General features: G+C 45.0%; 19 protein-coding genes. 8 read left to right on the top strand and 11 right to left on the bottom strand.

What is annotated here, in order from left to right; genetic code table 11:
• Positions 1-63 precede the first annotated feature (63 nt).
• The 3 genes from IM792_RS08690 to IM792_RS08680 all read right to left on the bottom strand — a co-directional run bounded on the left by IM792_RS08690 (position 64) and on the right by IM792_RS08680 (position 5,441).
• Positions 64-270, bottom strand: a complete 207-nt coding sequence (locus IM792_RS08690; RefSeq protein WP_194101467.1) for a hypothetical protein — start codon at positions 268-270, stop codon at positions 64-66.
• A 112-nt stretch (positions 271-382) separates the two neighbouring features.
• Positions 383-2,788, bottom strand: coding sequence for an ABC transporter permease (locus IM792_RS08685; protein ID WP_194101466.1), 2,406 nt, complete (start codon positions 2,786-2,788; stop codon positions 383-385).
• 145 nt (positions 2,789-2,933) lie between these two features.
• Positions 2,934-5,441: a PIG-L family deacetylase gene (locus IM792_RS08680; RefSeq protein WP_194101465.1), complete on the bottom strand. Its 2,508-nt coding sequence runs from the start codon at positions 5,439-5,441 to the stop codon at positions 2,934-2,936.
• Between the two features lie 195 nt (positions 5,442-5,636).
• Here IM792_RS08680 and IM792_RS08675 point away from each other — a divergent pair, with 195 nt between their 5' ends.
• The 4 genes from IM792_RS08675 to IM792_RS08660 are packed head-to-tail and all read left to right on the top strand — an operon-like array spanning position 5,637 to position 10,243.
• A complete protein-coding gene (locus tag IM792_RS08675) occupies positions 5,637-6,269 on the top strand; it encodes a TetR/AcrR family transcriptional regulator (RefSeq protein ID WP_194101464.1) in 633 nt (210 codons plus the stop codon).
• On the top strand, positions 6,266-7,624 hold the full coding sequence (locus IM792_RS08670; RefSeq protein ID WP_194101463.1) for a TolC family protein: 1,359 nt from the start codon (positions 6,266-6,268) through the stop codon (positions 7,622-7,624). The genes IM792_RS08675 and IM792_RS08670 overlap by 4 nt, the downstream gene beginning before the upstream one ends.
• Positions 7,625-7,642: 18 nt before the next feature.
• Positions 7,643-8,695, top strand: coding sequence for an HlyD family secretion protein (locus IM792_RS08665; RefSeq protein ID WP_194101462.1), 1,053 nt, complete (start codon positions 7,643-7,645; stop codon positions 8,693-8,695).
• 6 nt (positions 8,696-8,701) lie between these two features.
• Positions 8,702-10,243: a DHA2 family efflux MFS transporter permease subunit gene (locus IM792_RS08660; RefSeq protein WP_194101461.1), complete on the top strand. Its 1,542-nt coding sequence runs from the start codon at positions 8,702-8,704 to the stop codon at positions 10,241-10,243.
• Between the two features lie 287 nt (positions 10,244-10,530).
• Here IM792_RS08660 and IM792_RS08655 read toward each other — a convergent pair whose 3' ends face one another.
• The 6 genes from IM792_RS08655 to IM792_RS08630 all read right to left on the bottom strand — a co-directional run bounded on the left by IM792_RS08655 (position 10,531) and on the right by IM792_RS08630 (position 15,046).
• Complete coding sequence (locus IM792_RS08655) at positions 10,531-11,115, bottom strand: carboxymuconolactone decarboxylase family protein (protein WP_194101460.1); 585 nt, start codon at positions 11,113-11,115, stop codon at positions 10,531-10,533.
• Between the two features lie 78 nt (positions 11,116-11,193).
• Complete coding sequence (locus IM792_RS08650) at positions 11,194-11,739, bottom strand: peroxiredoxin (RefSeq protein WP_228085001.1); 546 nt, start codon at positions 11,737-11,739, stop codon at positions 11,194-11,196.
• Positions 11,740-11,853: 114 nt separating this feature from the next.
• Positions 11,854-12,711, bottom strand: a complete 858-nt coding sequence (locus IM792_RS08645) for a DUF2911 domain-containing protein (protein ID WP_194101459.1) — start codon at positions 12,709-12,711, stop codon at positions 11,854-11,856.
• Between the two features lie 97 nt (positions 12,712-12,808).
• Entirely contained in the window at positions 12,809-13,702 is an 894-nt protein-coding gene (locus IM792_RS08640; protein ID WP_194101458.1) for a hypothetical protein, read from the bottom strand.
• A gap of 271 nt (positions 13,703-13,973) precedes the next feature.
• A complete protein-coding gene (locus tag IM792_RS08635) occupies positions 13,974-14,468 on the bottom strand; it encodes a hypothetical protein (protein WP_194101457.1) in 495 nt (164 codons plus the stop codon).
• Entirely contained in the window at positions 14,465-15,046 is a 582-nt protein-coding gene (locus tag IM792_RS08630) for a sigma-70 family RNA polymerase sigma factor (protein WP_194101456.1), read from the bottom strand. Before IM792_RS08630 ends, IM792_RS08635 begins: the two co-directional genes overlap by 4 nt.
• 297 nt (positions 15,047-15,343) lie before the next feature.
• Between IM792_RS08630 and IM792_RS08625 the strand changes: the two genes are divergently transcribed.
• On the top strand, positions 15,344-15,700 hold the full coding sequence (locus IM792_RS08625; protein ID WP_194101455.1) for a DUF6249 domain-containing protein: 357 nt from the start codon (positions 15,344-15,346) through the stop codon (positions 15,698-15,700).
• A gap of 3 nt (positions 15,701-15,703) precedes the next feature.
• Here IM792_RS08625 and IM792_RS08620 read toward each other — a convergent pair whose 3' ends face one another.
• Together IM792_RS08620 and IM792_RS08615 are read right to left on the bottom strand one after the other, a co-directional pair.
• Complete coding sequence (locus IM792_RS08620) at positions 15,704-16,222, bottom strand: DinB family protein (RefSeq protein WP_194101454.1); 519 nt, start codon at positions 16,220-16,222, stop codon at positions 15,704-15,706.
• On the bottom strand, positions 16,200-17,408 hold the full coding sequence (locus tag IM792_RS08615; RefSeq protein WP_194101453.1) for a HAMP domain-containing sensor histidine kinase: 1,209 nt from the start codon (positions 17,406-17,408) through the stop codon (positions 16,200-16,202). Before IM792_RS08615 ends, IM792_RS08620 begins: the two co-directional genes overlap by 23 nt.
• 154 nt (positions 17,409-17,562) lie before the next feature.
• Between IM792_RS08615 and gltX the strand changes: the two genes are divergently transcribed.
• From gltX to IM792_RS08600, 3 genes are all read left to right on the top strand, one after another.
• Positions 17,563-19,083 carry a glutamate--tRNA ligase gene (gltX, locus tag IM792_RS08610; protein ID WP_194101452.1) on the top strand — a complete coding sequence of 507 codons (1,521 nt, stop codon included), beginning with the start codon at positions 17,563-17,565 and terminating at the stop codon, positions 19,081-19,083.
• A gap of 226 nt (positions 19,084-19,309) precedes the next feature.
• Positions 19,310-20,050 (top strand): LPS export ABC transporter ATP-binding protein, encoded by a 741-nt coding sequence (lptB, locus tag IM792_RS08605; RefSeq protein WP_194101451.1) that lies wholly within the window; start codon positions 19,310-19,312, stop codon positions 20,048-20,050.
• A 15-nt stretch (positions 20,051-20,065) separates the two neighbouring features.
• Positions 20,066-21,583 (top strand): GH3 auxin-responsive promoter family protein, encoded by a 1,518-nt coding sequence (locus tag IM792_RS08600; RefSeq protein WP_194101450.1) that lies wholly within the window; start codon positions 20,066-20,068, stop codon positions 21,581-21,583.
• Positions 21,584-21,724: the final 141 nt, after the last annotated feature.

Genomic DNA, 21,724 nt, shown 5'->3' with positions numbered 1-21,724 from the left:
CAAACACCCACAAGGATGTAAAACTGGTTCCAGTTACGTATAAATGATGGTAGTCCGTTATTATCAGACGTTTTCACGGCCTCTAACCAGGAATTTAATAAATACCGCGGCAGTTAATAAACCGAATACACCACCAACAGGTATGTAGATCAGGCCTCTGTCAACAATAGCGCCAACAAACATACCGCTTATCAATGCTACTATAAAAAAGATGTAATCGTGTTTTTTAGCTTCTTCCTCTTGTTTATGTGAATGGTGATTATGTGACATAATATTTTATCTCCGTTTGTTTTGCAGCAAAAATATCGATTATATTTTCATTGGCAACATTAATTAAGCATTACCATCTCTTAAACAGCAATATGTTACAAAGCTGCCCGGCTTACTCGGTACGCAGGCTTTTTATAGGGTTGGCAACCGCCGCCCTAACCGATTGAAAGCTGATGGTAAACAGCGCTATAATTACCGATAACGCCGCCACCATTACAAACACATACCACTCAATATTTATACGGAAGGCAAAGTTATTGAGCCAGTTGTGCATGGTATACCAGGCTAATGGCCAGGCTATCAGGTTGGCTAACAATACCAGCTTCAGGAAATGGCCCGATAACAGCAGCACAATATTTTGTACCGATGCGCCAAGAACCTTACGTACGCCTATTTCCTTAATACGTTTTTCGGCAGAGTAGGAGGCAAGGCCCAGCAAACCAAGGCAGGATATAAATATGGCCAGCCCCGTAAGTATGCTGATCACCTGGCTTACCTGGTTATCGGCTTGGTAAACTTCTTTAAAGTGATCATCCACAAACTGGTATTCAAATGGATAATCGGGGAAGGTGCTTGCCCATTTTGTTTTCATCAGCGCCAAGGCTTCGGCGGTTTTGCCGGGGTTTATCTTAACCGACATCTGGCTGTAGCCCCAATCCTTTACGTTGAACATAAACATGGTTTCTATCTTGTGGTGCATCGAGTTAAAGTTGAAATCCTTAGCTATGCCTGTTATCACACCCACCGAATCAAACCCGAACGACTGACCCAACAGTGAGCTTAGCTTGGCCTTTGGCGTATCTTTTAACAACTCCTTAGCCAAAGCCTCGTTAATAATATATTCGCGGCCATAACCTTCTGTTGTAAAGTTTTTACCGGCCACCATCTTAATATTATACAGGGTGAGGAAGTTGTTATCAACTATTAACCTTGTGCTGGCCAGGTTACGCAGCGGGCCATTAGCCGGTTTATAACCCACGCCCGATTGATCGAGGTGGCTGCCCAGTACATCCTGCGCTCCGGTAACGCCCGAGATCAGGGTATTGCCTGATAGCTCCTGTTTTAGCAGATCGTACTTGCGGCCGGTAATGTTATCCAACGGAATGGTCACTATTTGCTCGCGGTTAAAGCCCGGATCGCGGTGCTGCATGTAGCGTAGTTGCTTAACAACAAAAACGGTAGCTATCATTAAAAATACCGCGCTACAAAACTGACCAACCACCAGCACATTGCGTAAGCCAGCCTTGCCTTGTCCGGTTGATGATAGTGCGCCCTTCAATACCTTAACCGGTTGAAATGATGACAAAAACAGCGCCGGGTACAAGCCCGAAAGTAAACCAACCACCACGGCCAGGCCTGTAATGCCTAACAGCAACATCGGGTTAGTGAATACTGATAGCTCCAAACTGCGCTGGCTGAGCTGATTTACAAATGGCAGGCTCAGCTTTACCATTATAATGGCCAACACCAACGCTAATAAGGCCAGCATTACCGTTTCGCCTAAAAACTGCGCGGCAAGCTGGTTGCGCTGCGCGCCAATGGATTTACGTATGCCCACCTCTTTTGATCGCTCGGCCGAGCGGGCGGTAGTAAGGTTCATGAAGTTTACGCAGGCTATAACCAAAACCACAACCGCAATTAAGCTGAACAGGTTGGTTGAGCTGCCATCAAATTTTTGGTAATTGATATGATCTAAGCCCACATCGGTAGTGGCAGCGTGTACGTCTTTTAGTGGCGTGTAAAACAGTTCGTAAAATTTCCAGTTATCGCCATCGCCCATATATTTTTTTAAAAAGGCGGGCATCTTACTTTCAAGGCGGGCTATATCGGTATTTGGGGCAAGCTCAAAATAAGTAGTAAGCCAGTTGCCTCCCCAGCTGTTAAATCGGCCCTGCCACTTTTGGTACATGGTGCTTAGGGTAAACAGCCCCTCAAATTGCAGGTGCGAGTTTTGAGGCACATCGGCCAGTATACCGGTAACGGCGTAGCTTATGGTATCGGCACCGTAATGGGTAATGGTTTTGCCGATCGGGTCGGCATCGCCAAATAGTTTTTGAGCGGCTTGCTGGGTGAGCAGTACGCTATTGGGCTTTTGCAGCGCGGTACGTTTATCACCCCTTACCAACGGAAAATTAAACATCTCCAAAAACGTGGAATCCACAAAAAGGGTTTCCTGCAAAAACAAGCGCTTGTTTTGATTGGTAAGCTGATACTTATCCGTACGCCTTACACGGGTGTAATTCTTTATCTCCGGATAATCGTTTTTCAGATTTTGCCCCATGGGAGCCATAGAAAGCGCCACCTTTTGCGACGCGTTCATACCCGGGAATTTTTGAACCTCGCTTATTCGGTAAATGTTTTTGGTATGGAAATTATCAAAGCTCTTTTCATAAAAAACAAAAAGCATGATAACGATACACGCTGCCATGCCAATTGATAAGCCAATAATATTTATTACTGAAAAGAACTTACTTTTCCAGAGGTTGCGCCATGCGGTTTTAAAATAGCTTTTTATCATGTTGATGATCGGTTAAGAGGCTATTTTAAAACTACATACGCTATGCCTTTTGTTTATCTATTTGATATTCAATTTGTTGTGATGGTTTTGTCGTTCGCTAATCGTTCGCTTACGTACAATAATTGTTCGGTTTTGATACAACTTATTATTGTGGCAATTGTGATGATGCCGGTGGGTGAGGCTTGCTTAACAGATTGATAAACAGCCGGTACGCGCCCGGTACACCTGCCGGTAATTCCCTAAAGAATGATAGCGATGTGTACACAAACCTGCCCTTGCCATAATCGGTACTGATCAGCGAGCCTTTGTTGGGCGCCATCCTGGTATCATTCATTAACAGTGGCGCGCTGTAATGCTTATCAATAGCAGTGGCAAAGTACAGGCCACGTTCCTGTATCCAGCCATCAAAATCGGCAGTGGTTATCTTGTTAGGATAGTTCAGCAGCGGACTGGCCTGATCGGTAATGGTTACCTTGGCATCCTCCTCGGTAACACGCTGGTTAACTACCTCAAACGGGTATGGGCCTATGCTATCGGTCACCATACGACCGGCTGTGTTGTATTGCACCACCAGGTTACCGCCATTGTTTACATAATCAAGCAAACGGGGTTGCTCAAACACCAGGCGAGGGTTAACGTTGAATGAGCGTACGCCGGTTATAATGGCATCATAAATAGCCAGGTCGCTGTTCATAATATCATCCTCGCTTAGTATACGCACGTTGTAGCCCAATTGCCTTAAGGCTTCGGGTATCTTATCGCCCGCGCCAGGCAGGTAGCCAATGTTTTTACCGGCTATCTTAATATCCAGGTTAACCAAACGCGCCTCGGCTTTAGGGAAAAGCGTGATGTTGGGTATATGATCGTACTTAATTCGCTGCAAGCCAAGCGACCATTGTTTACCGCCTGTAGTTACCACAGCTTGCAGCCTGGTTACTTCGGGGTTAGCGCTTGATGGGGTGATGGTGAAGGTTTCCGTCCACTCATCATTCATCTTTTTATTAGCGAAATCAATTTTTTCGGGGCTGATGGTCCAGCCATTGATTGGTTTCAAGGTTACAGAGCCTTTGCCATCAGGCGTAAAGTTTTTGAGTTTGATGCGTACCTGCTGTGGCTGTTGCCCACTAAACAGGTAAACCGGATTTTCGATATTAGCGGTAACCGGCGGCACTACCTCAACAGGCTGGTACACCTCGCCACGTACAGGGTCGGTATACTTGTACCATATTGGCACCTCGTAACGTATTTTTTTGTTGTTGATGGTGAATTCAAATGTTACCGGCGATGAATTTGGTGTTTCAGGATAACCGGCTAAAGTATCGGCCTGCAAGCTGTACATGCCGATACCATGATCGGTACTCAGCCAGTAAGGCTGCGAGGTGCTTTTAAAAGGTATACGGTTCTTCACCGCATCAAACGCCACTGTGCGGAACTCATTAGTAGGTACATTAGGTGTGCGGATTCCGGTTATCACGCTGCGCATGCGCCCGTTATCAATACCTACTGATGTTACCTGTACCGGGTTGCGTATAATAAATTGATTGATCACGCCCATACTGTCGCCAACGGCGTAGGTTGGGTCGGTAGCGTAGCTTTCAAACCAAAGGCCGGCGCAGGCGGCTATCAAATCTTTTACCTGCTTTACCTTCAAAGCGCGCCAGTAACCATCGCTTATGCCCTCAACCTTTGTTAGCAGATCAACCAGCGCGTTCACCGATAGTTCAGGATGTACGGGGTTAAAGGCTTTTTGTATGTTGGTAATGGCAGTAGTAATATCGGCAGGGGCTTTAGCGCGTGTCCAGGTGGTATCAATACCATCCAATAAATTCTTTTTAGGGGCATCACCGGCAATGGTCTTGAAATACTCGAACCACTCACCACGCTGAGCGGCGGCCCCAAAACCCTGCGATTTATGGTTGGAGCGACTTTGCGCGGCTATTTCGCCATAGCTTTTACCCATAAATACATTATAGCCGCCAACATCAACCTTAAACTGGTTAGGGTTGGTGGTGTTTGTGCCGCCAAAGTTAAAGGTGTTCCACAACAGGCGTTTGGCTTGCCAAACCTGTACATATTTCAATTGTTCCGGAAAGCGTTTTGGGTCGGCAGCGGCGGCGAATGCCTCCTGCGCCAATATGGCCGAAGTGGTGTGGTGCCCGTGGCCGCCCTCGCCGGTAGTAGGGAAACGGCATATCATAACATCGGGCCTGAATTTACGTATCACCCAAACCACATCGCCAAGTACCTTTTCCTTATCCCATATCTTCAGGGTTTCTTCGGGTGTTTTTGAGAAGCCGAAATCGTTAGCGCGGGTAAAAAATTGTTCAGCGCCATCATATCGGCGGGCGGCAAGCAGTTCCTGCGTACGCACCAAACCTAACAGTTCGCCCTGCTCAGTACCTATCAGGTTTTGGCCGCCATCGCCACGGGTTAGCGACAAGTAACCCGTTCGGTAATGTTTTTCGCGCGCCAGCCAGGCTAAAAGGCGGGTATTCTCATCATCGGGGTGGGCGGCTACGTACAGCACGCTGCCCAGGGTATTCAGGCCTTGCAGGTCCTGCTCAATAGAAGCAACATCAGCCGCCGGGGCCGATTGCGAATAGCTATATATGGATAGTAATAGTAATGAGGCAGATAAAAGAATTCTCTTCATGGCGGTAAAAATATAGAAAGATGTACAGTTTTTCTATTTATCAACATAACAATCGTGTTAAAAAATGTGTCAAATTTTATTTAATTAATCGATTGATTAATTTTTATACATTGATAATCAGTTATTTAAATATAGTTTACAATTTGATTACACTAATTAATCAATCGCTTGATTAATTTTGTGCCATCAAAGAAAATGGAAAAGGAAAAAACCGATAAGAAAGATCATATACTCGACGTTGCCGAAAAAGTTTTTTCGGACGTGGGTTATGATGCTGCATCAACCCGGATGATATCCGGTGAGGCAGGGGTTAACATGGCCATGCTCAACTATTACTTCGGCTCAAAGGAAGGCTTGTTCCTGGCCGTGTTCGAGCGTAAGATCGAAGTGTTCCGTACGCTGTTAACCAACATTGGTAATGATAGCAGCATGAACGCCTGGGATAAGCTTGAAAAATGTATAGACAGCTTTATTGATAAGGTAGTAGTGAACAGCTGCTTTTCAAGGCTGATGAACCGCGAGCTGTGGCTGGGCCGCCGTGGCGAACTGACCGATAAGCTGAGCGACATCATCATGAACAACGTTAACGAGTTCAAACGCATTTTTGAGGAGGGCATATCATCGGGCCTGTTCAGCAAGGATACCGATGTCGAAATGGCTATCGCAACCATCTTTGGTACAAAGAATTACATTAGCAACAGCCCCTTTGTAGCATCAAAATTGCTTAAGCATGATATAAGCGATGCCGACTACATGGAGCAACAACTAAAACCACGCATTAAAACATACCTCAAACAATTACTAAAAGCCTACTTACTTGTAAAATGACAACACATAATAACACCACGAACCCGCACTTTTTACACCGGCAGCTTTTTGTTTATGCCATCTTCGCGGCGTTACTGGCCATGTTGCTAACAACAGCGGCCAATGCGCAGGATAAGGCTTTAAGCCTTGACGAAGCCATAAACATGGGCGTAGCCAACAGTAAACAATTAAAATTATCAAAATCAAAGATCGATCAGGCGGTTGAGCAATACAACCAGGCTAAAGACAGATCGCTGCCAACCGGTAGCGTTAGCTTTGGCTACAACCGCGCGCAAATACCGGCCAACAGGCTGCAATTTGGCGAGGAAAGCCTTTCACTGCCAAAGCACGCCGATGCATGGTTGGGTACAGCATCGCTTAACCAAGCCATATTTTCGGGCAATAAACTAAAATACGCCCGCGAATCAACTGAGTTGTTAAGCCAGATAGCCCGTTTGGATGAGGTTAACGATAAGGATCAGATCGTGTACAGCATCATTAACTCATACTACAATTTGTATAAGGTATTGCAGGGCAAAAAAGTAGTGGAGCAAAATTTAGCCACTGTTGATCAGCAAATTAAACAATCGCAACGCTTTTTTGAGCAAGGTTTGGTTACCAAGAATGATGTATTGCAATTTCAACTGCAACGCTCAAACATTGAACTGAACGGCATCGACCTGGAGAACAACCGTAAGATTGTTAATTATAACCTTGACATATTGCTTGGTTTGCCCGAATCAACCGAGATCAGTATCGATCAGATAGATACTACCAACCGCGCCGTAAACATACTGGCCAGCTATATTGATACCGCCATGACCAATCGCCCTGAATTAAAACAGGCGGATTTGCAGGCACAGGTAGCTGATAAAAACATTGGTACTGTAAAAGGTAACCTGTTGCCAAACCTTAATGCCGCCGCGAGCGCGTATTATGTTGACGTAGCCGCTAACCCGCTGCCACGCTCAGGCAACTTTATTACGCCAATATCTATCGGCCTTACCGCATCATGGAATTTTGGTGCCCTATGGACAAACAAGCACAAGGTAGCCGAAGCGAAGATACAGCGCACACAGGTTGATATAAATAAAGGCATCGAGGCCGATCGTATCAAGAACGAGGTTAACCAAAGCTACCAGGGTTATGTAGCGGCACTATCAAAAATTAAGCTGCTGCAAACATCAATAGCCCAGGCGGGTGAGAACAATAAGATATTGCAATCAAAATACCGCAGCAACATAGCATCAGCTGTTGACCGTGCCGATGCGCAAACCTTGCTTTACCAGGCACAAATTAATTTGGAGCTGGCTAAAGCTGATGCAGGCCTTGCATACTACACCCTATTAAAATCAACCGGAACACTAAACAAATAATATAATATCACCAAAGAAATGGCACAGAATACAGACACACAGGAACCAAAAAAGAAATCGAAAGTAGTACCCATTATATTAGGCATCGTATTGCTTGGCGGTATCATCTTCGGTATCAAAGAATATATCTATTTCAGCGCGCACGAGGATACTGATGACGCGCAGATAGATGCCGACATAAGCCCGGTTGTGGCACGCGTTGGCGGTTATGTTGACAGCATTTTGTTTGAAGAAAACACCCACGTTAACAAAAACCAGTTGTTAGTTAAGATTGATGACCGCGACCTTAAGGTACGTTTAGAGCAGGCCCAGGCAGCACAAAAGGGTGCAAGCGCAGGCATCGGCGTAAGCGAATCGCAGATATACTCAACCGCCGCTAACTCAGCCAGCGCTAAGGCCGAAGTAACATCAGCCGCTGCAAGGTTAGAGAAGGTAGAGAAAGATTACGAGCGTTATGCCAATCTGGTAAAAGATGGTTCAGTAACCCAGCAACAATTTGATCAGGCAAAATCTGATCTGGATGTAGCACGTGCATCATACCGTGCCGCGCAGGAGCAATACAAAGCCGCATCACAACAAGTGGGTACAACCCGCAACCAGTTAAAGGTTACCAATACCGGTGTTGATCAGCGTAAGGTTGATATTGACTACGCTAACTTACAACTGAGCTATGCGCAGGTAAAATCGCCGGCAAGTGGTACCGTAGGTAAAAAGAATGTTCAGGTAGGTCAGCTGGTACAGCCGGGTCAAACCCTGTTCGCTGTGGTTAATGATAACAGCCTGTATGTTACCGCAAACTTTAAAGAAACCCAGCTGAACGAGATACGCAACGGCCAGAAAGTAAACATTGAAGTTGATGCTTACCCTGATATGGAGTTGGAAGGTACAGTATACAATTTCTCGCCTGCTACAGGCGCTAAATTCTCGCTGCTGCCGCCGGATAACGCTACAGGTAACTTTGTAAAAGTTGTACAACGCATACCTGTTAAGATCAAAATTAACGCTACTGCTGAACAATTAGCCAAACTTCGCCCTGGTATGAGCGTGAACGCTTCGGTTAATATAAAATAATAAACAATGGCTGAAACAGGCTTTAAAAAATGGATAATTACCATCACGGTAATTATGGCCTCGCTGCTTGAGCTGATAGATACCACGATAGTTAACGTGGCTATCCCGCACATACAGGGTAACCTGGGTGCAACGCTCGAGGACATAGCCTGGGTTGTAACCGGCTATGCGGTGGCCAACGTAATTATACTGCCCATGTCGGGCTGGCTGGGCGATAAGTTTGGCCGTAAAAACTACTTCTTAACATCTATTATAGTATTTACCATTGCCTCATTTTTATGTGGTAATGCAACCACGCTCGAGGAGCTGATCGTATTCCGTATACTGCAAGGTATTGCCGGTGGTGGTTTAATATCAACAGCGCAAGCCATATTGCTTGAAACCTGGCCACGCGAGCAAATAGGTACCGCTACAGCCTTGTTTGGTTTGGGCGCGGTAGTAGGCCCAACTGTAGGCCCTACTATTGGTGGCTGGATAACCGAGAACTACTCATGGCCATGGATATTTTACGTGAATATTCCGGTGGGTTTATTAGCCGCATTCCTCACGATAACGTTTATCAAGGAAACGCCCAAGGTGGAGGGCAAGCCCGTGGATTGGTGGGGTATATTACTCCTGGCCATATCAGTAGGTAGCTTGCAAACCATTTTGGAGAAAGGTGAGAGTGAGGATTGGTTTGCTACCACATACATTACCGTATTAACCGTTACCGCGATATTAGGAGCTATACTGTTTATATGGCGAGAGCTGAGTACTGACCACCCGGTGGTGAACTTTAACATTATGCGGCATCGAAGTTTTGCCGTGGGTATGTTCACCTCCTTTATATTGGGTTTCGGGTTGTATGGTTCGGTATTCGTGTTCCCGGTGTTCTGTCAAAATTTGTTGGGCTTTAATGCGCAGCAAACGGGCGAGCTGCTGTTCCCTGGTGGGGTGTGTACCATTGTTATGATGCCATTCATCGGTAAAATGCTTAACAAAGGCGTGCCGGCACAGTTTATGGCTACGGCGGGTATGTTCCTGTTCTTTGTATTTACATGGATGTTGAGCAACTCTACCCTCGCCACAGGCGAAAAGGATGTAATGGTACCACTGCTGATACGTGGTGTAGGTATGGCTTTGCTATTTGTGCCGCTTACCACACTTGCCATGGCCGATTTGAAAGGCCCGGAAATTGGCCAGGGATCGGGCTTGAACAACATGATGCGCCAGTTAGGTGGTTCATTTGGTATAGCGGCCTTAACAACCATTATACACATCAGGCAGGGTTTTCACCGCAGTGTGCTGATAGAGCATGTTAACCCATATAACCCGCAGTTTAACGAGCGTTTGCAAATGCTTACGCAAGGGTTTGTAGCCAAAGGTAAATCAGTGCTTGATGCTACCGAGATGGCTTACCGGGCTATTGAAGGTACTATTGTAAGGCAAACTATGTTGCTAACTTATGATGATGCGTACTGGATATCAGGCCTGATCATGCTGTTCTCAATACCGTTGCTTTACCTGCAACCATTCAAGAAGTTGAAGGCAGTGACCGACGCTCACTAAATTGAGCCTGCAAAGGGCAGAATTGAAGAATTTGTTATAAAATAAAAGCCGTTCCAGTACTGAATACGGAACGGCTTCCCCAAAAAATTAACAATTAAATTAATTTCACCCCAGCAGCACAGTCGCAAGTATATATATGAAACCGAGGTTAGTTTAATCTTGCTATAAAGTTACTTTTATTTGCCTTAAAAACAAACTTTATTTTGGTTGCTGACACATTTACAAAAAATGCCCCGGCTTTTTAAGTCCGGGGCATTATAGTATAAAAATATAGGGGGAAATACTACTTAGAATATCAGTTTGCCGGTAGCGGTAACTAATGATGCTATGCGTACGGCATCAAAAATGCGTTCCTCGGTAGTGCCAAGTTTTATCAATGAATCCTCGTGTGCGTTAACACACATCTCGCAACCATTAACTGCCGATACGGCAAGGCTCAGCAATTCAAAAAATTCTTTACCGGTTACAGGCTTCATCATCAGCTGCATGCGTATGCGGGCAGGTATTTGGGTGTACTTTTCCTTTTGGGTAAAGTGCCTGAAACGGTAAAACACGTTGTTTGATGCTAATAATGATGCACAACCAACAGACTCGGCAACATCTGCCGCTGTTGCGCCCTGTGCTTCGCTGTATTGTGTGTAGTATTTTGTTAGCGGGGTGTTGTTATTATTGGCGGCAATGCTCAGGCCTATTAAACCACACTCCTTAGCGCTTAAATGCTCGCTGGTAAGGGTGCTGGTAAAGTTAAGCTTCAAGTCACGCAGGTAGCGCGATTCGCCTTTTTCAAGCAGTGTAAGGCTCTCGGTACGGTAATCGTTTTCAAGGCCTACTACTTGCAATAATTCGTTTATTATTTCGGTGCTTTCGCTCATGGTATTATGAATTATAGGGTCAAAAAAATCCCCGCATTATTCCTAATGATAGTGCGGGGACATATGTAAGTGTCAGTATTAAGCGGTAAGAGTTTCCTGACCTTTTTCCCAGTTACATGGGCAAAGCTCGTCAGTTTGTAAGCCGTCAAGCACGCGCAGTACTTCTTTAACGTTACGGCCAACGCTCAGGTCGTTTACTGATACCCAACGTACAATACCGGTAGGGTCGATGATGAAAGTAGCGCGATAAGCGATCTTTTCGTTAGGCTCTAAAATACCCAGGTCTTCAGCTAATGATTTTGAAGTATCGGCCAGCATCGGGAATTTAAGGTCGCGCAGGTCATCGTGGTTGTTTCTCCATGCCAGGTGAACAAACTCAGAGTCGGTTGAAGCACCGATCAAACGAGTGTCGCGGTCACGGAATTCACTGAAGTTTTTGTTGAACTCAGCGATCTCGGTAGGGCAAACAAAAGTAAAGTCTTTTGGCCACCAAAAAATCGTAGTCCAAACGTTATCATCGTTAACAAGGTAGTCAGAAGTTAATGTTTCAAACTCTTTACCTTTTTCAAGGCTAACCACCGCTGTCTTTGAAAATGCAGGGAATTTCTGTCCTATAGTAATCATATTGATGTTTTTGTTTTGATGCAAATGTACCCCAAAACGGCTGCCCATCAAAATATGAATAATTTATAGGTTATAGATTTTATTTATATTAACTATCGAGATAATAGATTTCAATTATTGCTTACTGGCCTGATCCACCACGCCCTGGTTAAGGCGCACATACTCATCATCGTTCGAGCTGTCAGCCAGTGCGATACCTTGTTTGGCGGCTTTGATGGCCTCGGCTTTTTTGCCTTGCTTTAAAAGTACACGGGCCTCCCATAATTTAAACCAGGGGGCTTTAGGCTCAGTTTTTTGTGCCTCGTAAACCCATTTCAGGGCTTTATTCAAGTCCTGATCGTTTTCGTAATAATATTGTATGGCGTTAAAGTAAGGCTTTTTAGGCGCCTTCATCAACTCATCAATATTGGCCAAAATCTGTGCGTTATCATTGGTTTGCATTTTTATGGCGATGGCAGTATAATCCCACAACAAATACAGATCGGCATTTTTAGTAGTAACGTTAGCGAAGGCAACGGTGAATGTTTCACGTTTTTCTTTCAGCGGAATCATGGGCACTTTTACGCGGAGCAGGTCATCTTCCTTTTTGTAATCATAAGCGCCCCATTGCCTAACGGTTTTATTTAAAATCACGGTCCATTCCTTTTCGCCGGGAATGGTAAACAGTGAGTAAGTACCGGCAGGTACTTTGTTGCCCTCAACTATAACTTCTTCGCTAAAGGTAATGGTGGTTGCCCAGTTAGCACCGGTGCGCCACACATCGCCAAAGGGCTGTATGCCGCCAAATATTTTACGATCCTTAACATTAGGGCGCGAGTAGGTAAGGGTGATCTTACCCAGGCCAAAATCCTGAATAATGGTTTGCGTTGAGCTGGCTTCGGGTATACGGGGCGGTTGTGTTTGAGCTTGGGTATTGATGTTAAAACACGTAATTAGTGCAAGTGTAGCTATACAAGCTGATATAAATTTCATGGTGGTGAATTAATAAATATGCTTTGTGATAAACGCAAAGTTGCCGACTAAGGTATGTATTAGAAATGAAAAGTACATGAAGGTTTAATTCTTGCTATTATTTGCCTTTGCCTGATTTATCGTAAACATCCTGAAGCACTTTGCTTTGATTAGAGTGTTTAAAATATTCAGGCTTAGATAGCATAGAGTTCCAATAAATGTCTTTGGCGATATCTGCGTTCTCAGCATTCATTTTAGTGTTTAAATGGATGAGTAGTATTTCAAGCAAACCACCTATGCGTTGAGTATCAAAAGGTACTTCTTTTGTATAGCCCTCCCATTCGGCCGGGTTAAAAATAACCGGAGTAAAATAATAATAAGGTTTGCCATTAAAGGTAGGGATGTGGCTTATGTACATGTTTAATCGCTCAACGTTTTTCAAGTGTGACAAAACTCTTAAACGGCCTCTTAACAAGGCATCCGCTATATCTAAAAACGCTATGGATTTTTCGGTATCATCCTTTAATCCTAACTGGTTAACGTCAATGTTACGCTTACTTATGTCAGCTTCATTAAACATAGTAGCCAGGCCACCTGCCAAATTACGGTAATAATTATCAACCAGCCATTTCTCGTTTATATTGGCTTTGAGTGTTTCGCGAGCTACCTCCTCTGCCGACTTTACTTTGTTTTTGTCGATGTTATTGTAATGCACATCCCGTAAAACATACCAAAGTTTCAATTCATCGTTTGACGGTCTTTTCAGGACGCGTTGTTGTAACACCGTGGTGTCGCCGCGGCCAAGTGTAATAAGCGTTTCAATAACCCCATCAAGTACAGGCGTACGTAACGAGTCGGCACTTTTTTTAAAGGCTTCGCCTCTTGCCATATTATTTTTTGAATGTAATTGAGCAAGCGCCACCAAATTATCAAAGTCTTTTTTTGAAAGATCAGTTTGTGCGAAGCAATAAGTGGCAGAGAATAGCAGGCAAACAATAAGAAGATATTTCATCAGTTGTGTAAGGTTGTGTTTTGGCTATGAAGTTAATGAAAACTCTCCTAAAAATAAAAAGCCCCCCAGACTTGCTCCGGGGGACTTTCAACCTAAACCTTATCACAATTAAACCGGTAAGTTTACCAGTTCGTATAAGGTAATACAATTACTATACCAAAGTATATTGAACTTAAATTTTGCCTGGTGTAAGTTGAATTTGCCGCGTGCCGCCCACAAAATGTGTATTGGTTTGCACAAAGTGTCAGCATTTTTGTACACCTGTGTGCCGTTATGCCGCTTTGGCCGTTTTCTTGCGGCGCAAAACATGGTCGGCCAGGTACAAACACAGCACAGCATCAAAAAATAAAAAGGCCTTAATTACGCCACTACTCAACAAGCCCGATAGTTGTGGCATATTTAGCTTAGGCATTTTCCACTCCATGTTACCCATGTGCCAGTTAACGCTAAACAGCGCGTAAACTACCAATGCCAATATAGTGAGGATGAAGAATGCGCCTATGCCTTTAATAATCCGGGCATCAATAGTGGCCTTAAGCGGTTTCAATGCATGCTCGGCACGCACCTGCTCCATTACATTGTAGGTAAATGCCATTGGCGGCTCGTCGAGCTCCATACCGGCAAACTCGGCATTCAAAGCCAGCAATTCGTTATACTTATTACGATATATTGCATCCTGCTCAATAAGCGAAGCAATGGCGGCATGCTCCGCAGGTGTGCAGGTGCCGTCAATATAATTCCAGAGTTTTTCTTCAATGCTGTTCATATCAATTCCTTTGCTTCATGTTTTAACAGGCGCTCCAACTTTTCTTTCAAACGCTGCCTCGCCCTAAATAGTTTAACCTTTACCGTATTGGCTTCCATATTTAATGCCTGGGCTATTTCATCTAATGATTGCTCGCCCTTGTAAAACAAGGTTATAACGGCGGCATCATCAGGCAAAAGCTGCCCTATGGCCAGGTTAAGGTAGTACGACCGCGACCGATTCTCTACATTATTTACATCATAGCCAGATGGCTTGTTCTCTATCTGTATAAAAGTGTCCTCATCGTCAATCGAGTCGGTTGCTACGCGCTTTTTACGCAGATGCGTCATGGCGGTAGTATATACAATACTATAAAGCCACGTACTGAACTTTGATTGCCCCTGAAAGCTTTGCAAGTTACGGTAAGCCTTTACAAAGCAATCCTGCGCAATTTCCTCGGCATCCTCGCGGTTTTTGGCGAAGCGCAGGGCCAGGGTAAATACAAAGCGCTGATTCCGCCTGATCAGTTCGGCATAGGCCGATTGATCGCCGGCGAGGCTTTGCTCAATAAGTTCAATATCGGTTGGCTTGTGTTGCATGTATAACACCCTATCTGACGCGGCTTAGCACAATCAGGTTACAAGCATTTTTTAAATTTCGTAAATCGTCAGCTAATTCCGAATTTAATTCAGTGATAAGTTTATAGTATTCAGATATTAGAATTTAGAGTTTATGGTTTAGTATTTAATCTATTTAGAGTTTAGAAATTAGAATTTTAAATTTTTTCAGAAATGTGTGTAACCTCTTTTAAAGTGATGTGGTCATAGCTTGCAAATACACTGTACAGGTGGTTTTTAAGTAACAATAATTTATAACACATTATAACAATTAACATTATGAACGCTGGAATTTTAGTCCCCATTTTAGTACCACTGGGACTGTTTGCCTTAATATTCGGAATAATTTATATACGTAACCGCGAGCGTATGGCCATGATTGAGAGAGGGATGAACCCGCATATTAAGCCTCAATCGGCACCATACCAAACACTAAAATGGGGTTTGCTTTTTATAGGAGCCGGTTTTGGATTGTTTTTAGCAAACGTATTAACACGAGTGTTGGAACGTACAGCATTGGCTGGTGGCGAGGACGAGAACGTAGCCATCTATTTCGGCCTTATATTTTTCTTCGGTGGTTTAGGTTTGTTCCAATCATACCGCATCGAAAAAAAGGAAGTGCTGGATAAAGAATAACTATCAGTCTAAATTATACCTCTCGCTGAGTAGGTTTAAATGATACCTTACGTGCCCTGCCGCTGCATAAGCCAGGGCACGTACTGTTATAAGGTAGCCACTGGCTATACCATGCCGGGTTTGCTGCTCATCAGTAACCGAGCGGAAAAAGTATAGGTTAGCCTCACGCACGGCTATAAATTCATCGGTAAGCTCCTGAATGTCGCGTTCGTTATAGGCGGCATTATTCACATATACATCCTGATCAAAGCCCGGCAGTTCAGCCTGCCCGCGTGAAAAGCAAAATGCCCTGAACCCAAACACCCGGTCGGTATCGGTTAAGTGGCCAAGCACTTGTTTTAATGTCCATTTACCCTCGGCATAAGCGTACATGGCTTGCTCATGTGTAAGATTGTAAAATAGCTTATGTATAATGTCTGTCTGCGCTTGCAGTACTTCAAGCACATTTTCATCATCATTAATAAGCTTAATGTAGCCGCCCGGTTGTGGGGCGTACTCGTTAGGCTGTGGCTTGCTGATCATTTTTTATGGCTTTTAAAACTATCCTGAAAGTAGTGCCCTTGCCCACTTCCGAATCCTTTACGTAGATATGCCCGTTATGGTAATTCTCCACCATACGCTTGGTTAACGAGAGGCCTAAACCCCAGCCGCGCTTACGTGTTGTATAGCCGGGCTGAAAAACAGTATCGAATTTTGAACGGGGAATGCCCTTACCGGTATCGGTAACATCAATAAATACCTGCTTTTTGCTTTCGCTTATTTCAATGCTGATGGTGCCTTTATCGGTAATGGCGTTAACGGCGTTTTTCAACAGGTTTTCCAATACCCAATCAAACAGCGGAATGTTAAGGCCGGCCTCCACATCGGTATTACCACTCATGTTAAAAGTGATACGATCGCTTACGCGCACCCTAAAGTAGTCCATAAAATCCTTCACTACATCAAACACCACATGGCGCTCAAGCACCGGGCGCGAGCCTATTTTTGAGAACCTGTCGGCCACAATTTCCAGTCGCTTCACGTCGTTCTCCATCTCGGCTATCAACTGATCGTTCTCGGCGTTAAATTTATCCTTGATCAGCTCTATCCACGCCATTAGCGATGATATAGGCGTACCCAGCTGATGCGCCGTTTCCTTAGCCAAACCTACCCAAACCTGGTTCTGTTCTGATTTACGGGAGGAGCTGAATGCTGTATACGCCGTGAGCAAAAATATAGCGATAACCGACAACTGCACGTACGGAAAGAATTTAAGCTGCGTAAGCAATGCCGAATCCTTATAATATACCAGCCACTGCGAGCCGAACACCTCGAGCCTTATGGGGTCGTGCTGTTCCTTCATATAGTTCAGCTCACTCCTAAAGTAAGCGGTATCGTATTGTATGTTCTTGTTTTCTTCGGCTTCAAGCTTAATAAAGGTTTTGGTGCTGTCCAGGCCTTTTTTGTATTTGAATTCGCCCTTGTCATCAACCACAAGCGCGGGTACGGTAAGGCTGTCGCGCACGGCAAAAACGTAGTTCAAAAAATCGTTATCGTCACTCAAAAAAATCTGGCGCATGCTTAGCGCCCATACCTGCGCGCGGGTACGCTCGCTTTGGGCAATGTTTTTAACAAGATAGTTGGTGTATAATAACGATCCGCTGGCTATAACCACAGCAAAGGCGAGTAACAGGTATTTCCAGCGGCGTTTTTGTTGATACGGATTCATATTAAGGTGCACAAAGTACACAATTGGGTTGAAACGTAAAAGGCAATATTTTGGTATGCTCAAGTTGGTAACAAGTCAGCCAACCGCCATAATAAACCGGGCTGTTGGCCAAACAGTTCGCTTAATCGCTCATTAAAATTATCTTTGCGGCATCATGGCTGACAATAAAGTAAGAGTAAGATTCGCGCCCAGTCCAACGGGCGGTTTGCATTTAGGCGGTGTACGTACCGTATTGTTCAACTACCTTTTCGCCAAAAAACATGGCGGCGAGTTTATATTACGTATTGAGGATACCGACCAGAACCGCTATGTTGAGGGAGCTGAAGCATACATACTTAACTGCCTGCAATGGTGTGGCTTAACGCCCGATGAAAGCCCGGTTGTGGGTGGCCCGTACTCGCCATATCGCCAAAGCGAGCGCAAGCCGCTGTACCGCGAGTATGCCGAAAAACTGGTTGCCGAAGGCCATGCTTATTATGCCTTTGATACCCCCGAAGAACTGGAGCAAAAACGTAAGGATGTACCCAACTTTCAATACGGGCATGGGCACCGTTATGATATGCGTAACTCGCTGAATTTGCCCCTGCACGAGGTTGAGCAGTTGCTGCACAATGGTACGCCGCACGTTATCCGCATAAAAATGCCCGAAGATGACAGCATCAGCTTTAAGGATATGATACGCGGCTACGTAAGTTTTGAAACCAACCAGGTTGATGATAAGGTACTGCTAAAGGCCGATGGTATGCCAACATACCACCTGGCTGTAGTGGTTGATGATTACCTGATGAAGATAACCCATGCCCTGCGCGGCGAGGAGTGGCTGCCATCGGCACCGGTACACCTGCTGCTGTGGGAGTATTTGGGATGGAAGGATAGCATGCCGCAATGGGCGCACCTGCCATTGATATTAAAACCCGACGGACACGGCAAGCTAAGCAAGCGCGATGGCGCGCGTTTAGGCTTCCCGGTATATGCCATGAATTGGGAAGATAAAAAGACCGGCGAACTTACGCCCGGTTTCCGCGAGTTAGGCTTTTTGCCTGAAGCATTCCTGAACCTGCTGGCTATGTTAGGCTGGAATGATGGCACCGATCAGGAAGTATTCTCGCTGGATGAACTGGTTGAAAAATTCAGCATGGAGCGTGTAAGCAAGGCTGGCGCTAAGTTCGATTTTGAAAAAGCCAAGTGGTTCAATGCCGAATGGATAAAAAGGCTGAGCGTTGAAGGATTGAAGCCATACGTTGCTCAGGTATTCGCCGATAAAGGAGTCACTGTTAGTGATGATGCCAAACTGCTGAAAGTTATTGAACTGGTTAAAGACCGTTGCGTGCTGCTAACCGACTTTTACACCCAGGGGGCTTACTTTTTTGAGCAGCCTGCGGAGTACGACATCAACGCCGTTAAACCAAAATGGACCGATGCCAAAACCGACTTTTTTAACGAATTAAAAGCCAAATATACTACTGCCGATGCCTGGCAAGCTGCCGATCTTGAAACTCAGTTTAAAGAGTTTACTACCGAGAAGGGCTTTAAGATAGGCGATGTAATGCTGCCTTTCCGCATTATGCTGGTGGGCGGCAAGTTTGGCCCGCATGTTTTTGATATTGCCGAGATGTTGGGCAAGGATGAAACGGTGGTGAGGATAGAAAAGGCTTTGGAGGCATTTACGGCGTAGACCCCTCCCAACCCTCTCCGGAGGGGAGGGCTTTGAAAAGCATAATTGTAAAACAAATCGCAATAAATCATCCTTGTTAGAGTTAGGTATTAACATTTAGCTTTTTAGAACTTTCTATTTCATAGCTTAGCCCTAAATTTTAGAGTTCAGAAATTAGAATTTAGAGTTTCAAGCTTAAGTTTAGAATTTAGATTTTAGCGTTTAGAATTTAGAGTATCCTTCCACTATGATCCTGCAAGCAGAGCATTTAATAAAGAAATATAAGCAGCGTACTGTTGTAAATGATGTATCGTTCAATGTGGCGCAGGGCGAAATTGTGGGTTTGCTGGGGCCTAATGGCGCTGGTAAAACCACATCGTTTTATATGATAGTGGGTTTGATAAAGCCTAACGAGGGCCGCATCATTCTGGATGATAAAGAAATAACCGGCGACCCGATGTACCGCCGAGCGCAAAAAGGTATTGGTTACCTGGCGCAGGAGGCATCGGTATTCCGTAAGCTGTCTGTTGAGGATAATATTAAGGCCGTGCTCGAAATGGGGCAGATGAGCAAGGAGCAGCAGCGCGATAAGCTGGAAGAACTGATAGATGAATTCAGTTTGCACAAGGTGCGTAAAAATCGTGGCGACCTGCTATCGGGTGGTGAACGCCGCCGTACCGAAATTGCCCGTGCCCTGGCTGCCGAGCCTAACTTTATTTTGCTTGATGAACCCTTTGCCGGTGTTGACCCTATCGCGGTTGAGGAGATTCAGGCCATGGTGTACAAACTGAAACACCGCAACATTGGTATCCTGATCACCGACCACAACGTGCAGGAAACATTATCCATCACTGACAGGGCCTACCTGTTGTTCGAGGGAAAAATATTAGAGTCGGGCGTACCCGAAGTTTTAGCTGAAAATGAAATGGTAAGAAAAGTGTATCTTGGGGCAAACTTTGTGCTTAAGCGCAAAAGTTTTGCAATTTAACCTAAGTGAGTACACATGTCCATTTTTAATTCTGTTATCTCCTGGTTCATGAAAAAGCGTATCCACCAGATAGAGCTTTTTATGAAATATCCAAACGAAGTGCAGGAGGAGTGGTTTGAAAACCTGATAATGGGTGCCGAAAACACCGAGTGGGGTAAAAAGCATCATTACAAATCCATTGAAAATCTTAACGATTATCGCGAACGCGTACCTATACAAACGTACGATAGCCTGAAGCCTTACATCGAGCGTATGCTCAAAGGCGAGCAAAATGTGCTGTGGCAGTCGGAGGTGCGTTGGTTCGCCAAATCATCGGGCACTACCAGCGACAGGAGCAAGTTTATCCCCGTAAGCGAGGAAGCGCTCGAAGAATGCCATTTTAAAGGCGGTAAGGATGCGCTCACCATCTACTATAACAATCGCCCTGATGCCAAGCTGTTCAGCGGTAAATCACTCACTATCGGCGGCAGCCAGCAGGTAAGCCAGTTCAGTCCCGAAACTTCATTTGGTGATCTTTCGGCCGTTATTATGAAGAATCTGCCCATTTGGGCGGAGTTTGGCCGTACACCAAACCTGGATATTGCCCTGCTGGATAATTTTGAGGAAAAAATAGAAAAGATAGCCAAAACCACGCTCGATGTAAACGTTACCGGTATTGGCGGTGTGCCTACCTGGAATATTGTGCTGTTCAATCGCATCCTCGAGATCACCGGGAAGAACAACATGCTGGAAATATGGCCCAATCTGGAGTTTTGCTTTCATGGCGGGGTGAGCTTTTCACCATATCGAGAGCAGTTCAAAAAACTGATCCCTACCGATAAGATGTATTACCTGGAGAACTACAATGCCTCCGAAGGGTATTTTGGTATACAGGATAGGGTAGAGCATGGTGATATGCTGCTGATGCTGGATTACGGCATTTTTTACGAGTTTTTGCCGATGGAGCACATGCACGATGATGACCCCAAAACCCTCACGCTTGATGAGGTGGAATTGGGCAAGAACTACGCGCTTATCATCACCACCAATGCAGGCTTATGGCGATACATGATAGGTGATACCATTAAGTTCACCAGCTTGTCGCCATATCGTATACAAATATCGGGTCGTACAAAACACTACATCAACACCTTTGGCGAGGAAGTAATTATTGACAATGCCGAGCGTGCCCTTGAGGAAGCCTGCAAAAATACCGGCGCAATTATTCGTGATTATACCGCCGCCCCGGTTTATTTTGACGGCAAGCAAAGCGGCGCGCACGAGTGGCTGATAGAGTTTGTGAAAGCCCCGTCGGAATTTGAGCGCTTTGTTGATATACTGGATGAAACCCTGCGCCAGATCAATTCCGACTATGATGCCAAGCGCTACAAGGACATGGCCCTGCGCCGCCCGATAGTACGCCGCGTAGCTGAAGGCACCTTCTTTAACTGGCTCAAAGAAAAAGGCAAGCTCGGCGGCCAAAACAAGGTACCACGCCTGGCTAACGACCGTGAGTATATTGATGCTATATTGAGGATGTTGCAACCGGTGTGATACCCCTCCTGAATCAGTACAATTAAAACCACGTCTTTGCGAGGCACGAAGCAATCCCCGAGCGACTTATCTTGGAGAATGTCCTAAAGAGATTGCTTCGTACCTCCTTTAGATTAGCATAATTAAATTTAATGGATTTTT

Origin of the sequence: Mucilaginibacter sp. JRF, from assembly GCF_015223065.1 — a bacterium.
Taxonomy (GTDB): domain Bacteria; phylum Bacteroidota; class Bacteroidia; order Sphingobacteriales; family Sphingobacteriaceae; genus Mucilaginibacter.
The sequence above is the reverse complement of the archived record's forward strand: the minus strand, read 5'-3'. Positions and strand labels throughout refer to the sequence as shown.

Bases quoted from the DNA above. Each gene is read 5' to 3' on its own strand.
- IM792_RS08670 (WP_194101463.1), top strand. From the start codon at position 6,266: ATGACAACACATAATAACACCACGAACCCGCACTTTTTACACCGGCAG.
- IM792_RS08685 (WP_194101466.1), bottom strand. From the start codon at position 2,788: ATGATAAAAAGCTATTTTAAAACCGCATGGCGCAACCTCTGGAAAAGT.
- IM792_RS08690 (WP_194101467.1), bottom strand. From the start codon at position 270: ATGTCACATAATCACCATTCACATAAACAAGAGGAAGAAGCTAAAAAA.
- IM792_RS08655 (WP_194101460.1), bottom strand. From the start codon at position 11,115: ATGAGCGAAAGCACCGAAATAATAAACGAATTATTGCAAGTAGTAGGC.
- IM792_RS08625 (WP_194101455.1), top strand. From the start codon at position 15,344: ATGAACGCTGGAATTTTAGTCCCCATTTTAGTACCACTGGGACTGTTT.
- IM792_RS08645 (WP_194101459.1), bottom strand. From the start codon at position 12,711: ATGAAATTTATATCAGCTTGTATAGCTACACTTGCACTAATTACGTGT.
- IM792_RS08680 (WP_194101465.1), bottom strand. From the start codon at position 5,441: ATGAAGAGAATTCTTTTATCTGCCTCATTACTATTACTATCCATATAT.
- gltX (WP_194101452.1), top strand. From the start codon at position 17,563: ATGGCTGACAATAAAGTAAGAGTAAGATTCGCGCCCAGTCCAACGGGC.
- IM792_RS08620 (WP_194101454.1), bottom strand. From the start codon at position 16,222: ATGATCAGCAAGCCACAGCCTAACGAGTACGCCCCACAACCGGGCGGC.
- IM792_RS08660 (WP_194101461.1), top strand. From the start codon at position 8,702: ATGGCTGAAACAGGCTTTAAAAAATGGATAATTACCATCACGGTAATT.
- IM792_RS08640 (WP_194101458.1), bottom strand. From the start codon at position 13,702: ATGAAATATCTTCTTATTGTTTGCCTGCTATTCTCTGCCACTTATTGC.
- IM792_RS08630 (WP_194101456.1), bottom strand. From the start codon at position 15,046: ATGCAACACAAGCCAACCGATATTGAACTTATTGAGCAAAGCCTCGCC.
- lptB (WP_194101451.1), top strand. From the start codon at position 19,310: ATGATCCTGCAAGCAGAGCATTTAATAAAGAAATATAAGCAGCGTACT.
- IM792_RS08635 (WP_194101457.1), bottom strand. From the start codon at position 14,468: ATGAACAGCATTGAAGAAAAACTCTGGAATTATATTGACGGCACCTGC.
- IM792_RS08600 (WP_194101450.1), top strand. From the start codon at position 20,066: ATGTCCATTTTTAATTCTGTTATCTCCTGGTTCATGAAAAAGCGTATC.
- IM792_RS08650 (WP_228085001.1), bottom strand. From the start codon at position 11,739: ATGATTACTATAGGACAGAAATTCCCTGCATTTTCAAAGACAGCGGTG.
- IM792_RS08675 (WP_194101464.1), top strand. From the start codon at position 5,637: ATGGAAAAGGAAAAAACCGATAAGAAAGATCATATACTCGACGTTGCC.
- IM792_RS08665 (WP_194101462.1), top strand. From the start codon at position 7,643: ATGGCACAGAATACAGACACACAGGAACCAAAAAAGAAATCGAAAGTA.
- IM792_RS08615 (WP_194101453.1), bottom strand. From the start codon at position 17,408: ATGAATCCGTATCAACAAAAACGCCGCTGGAAATACCTGTTACTCGCC.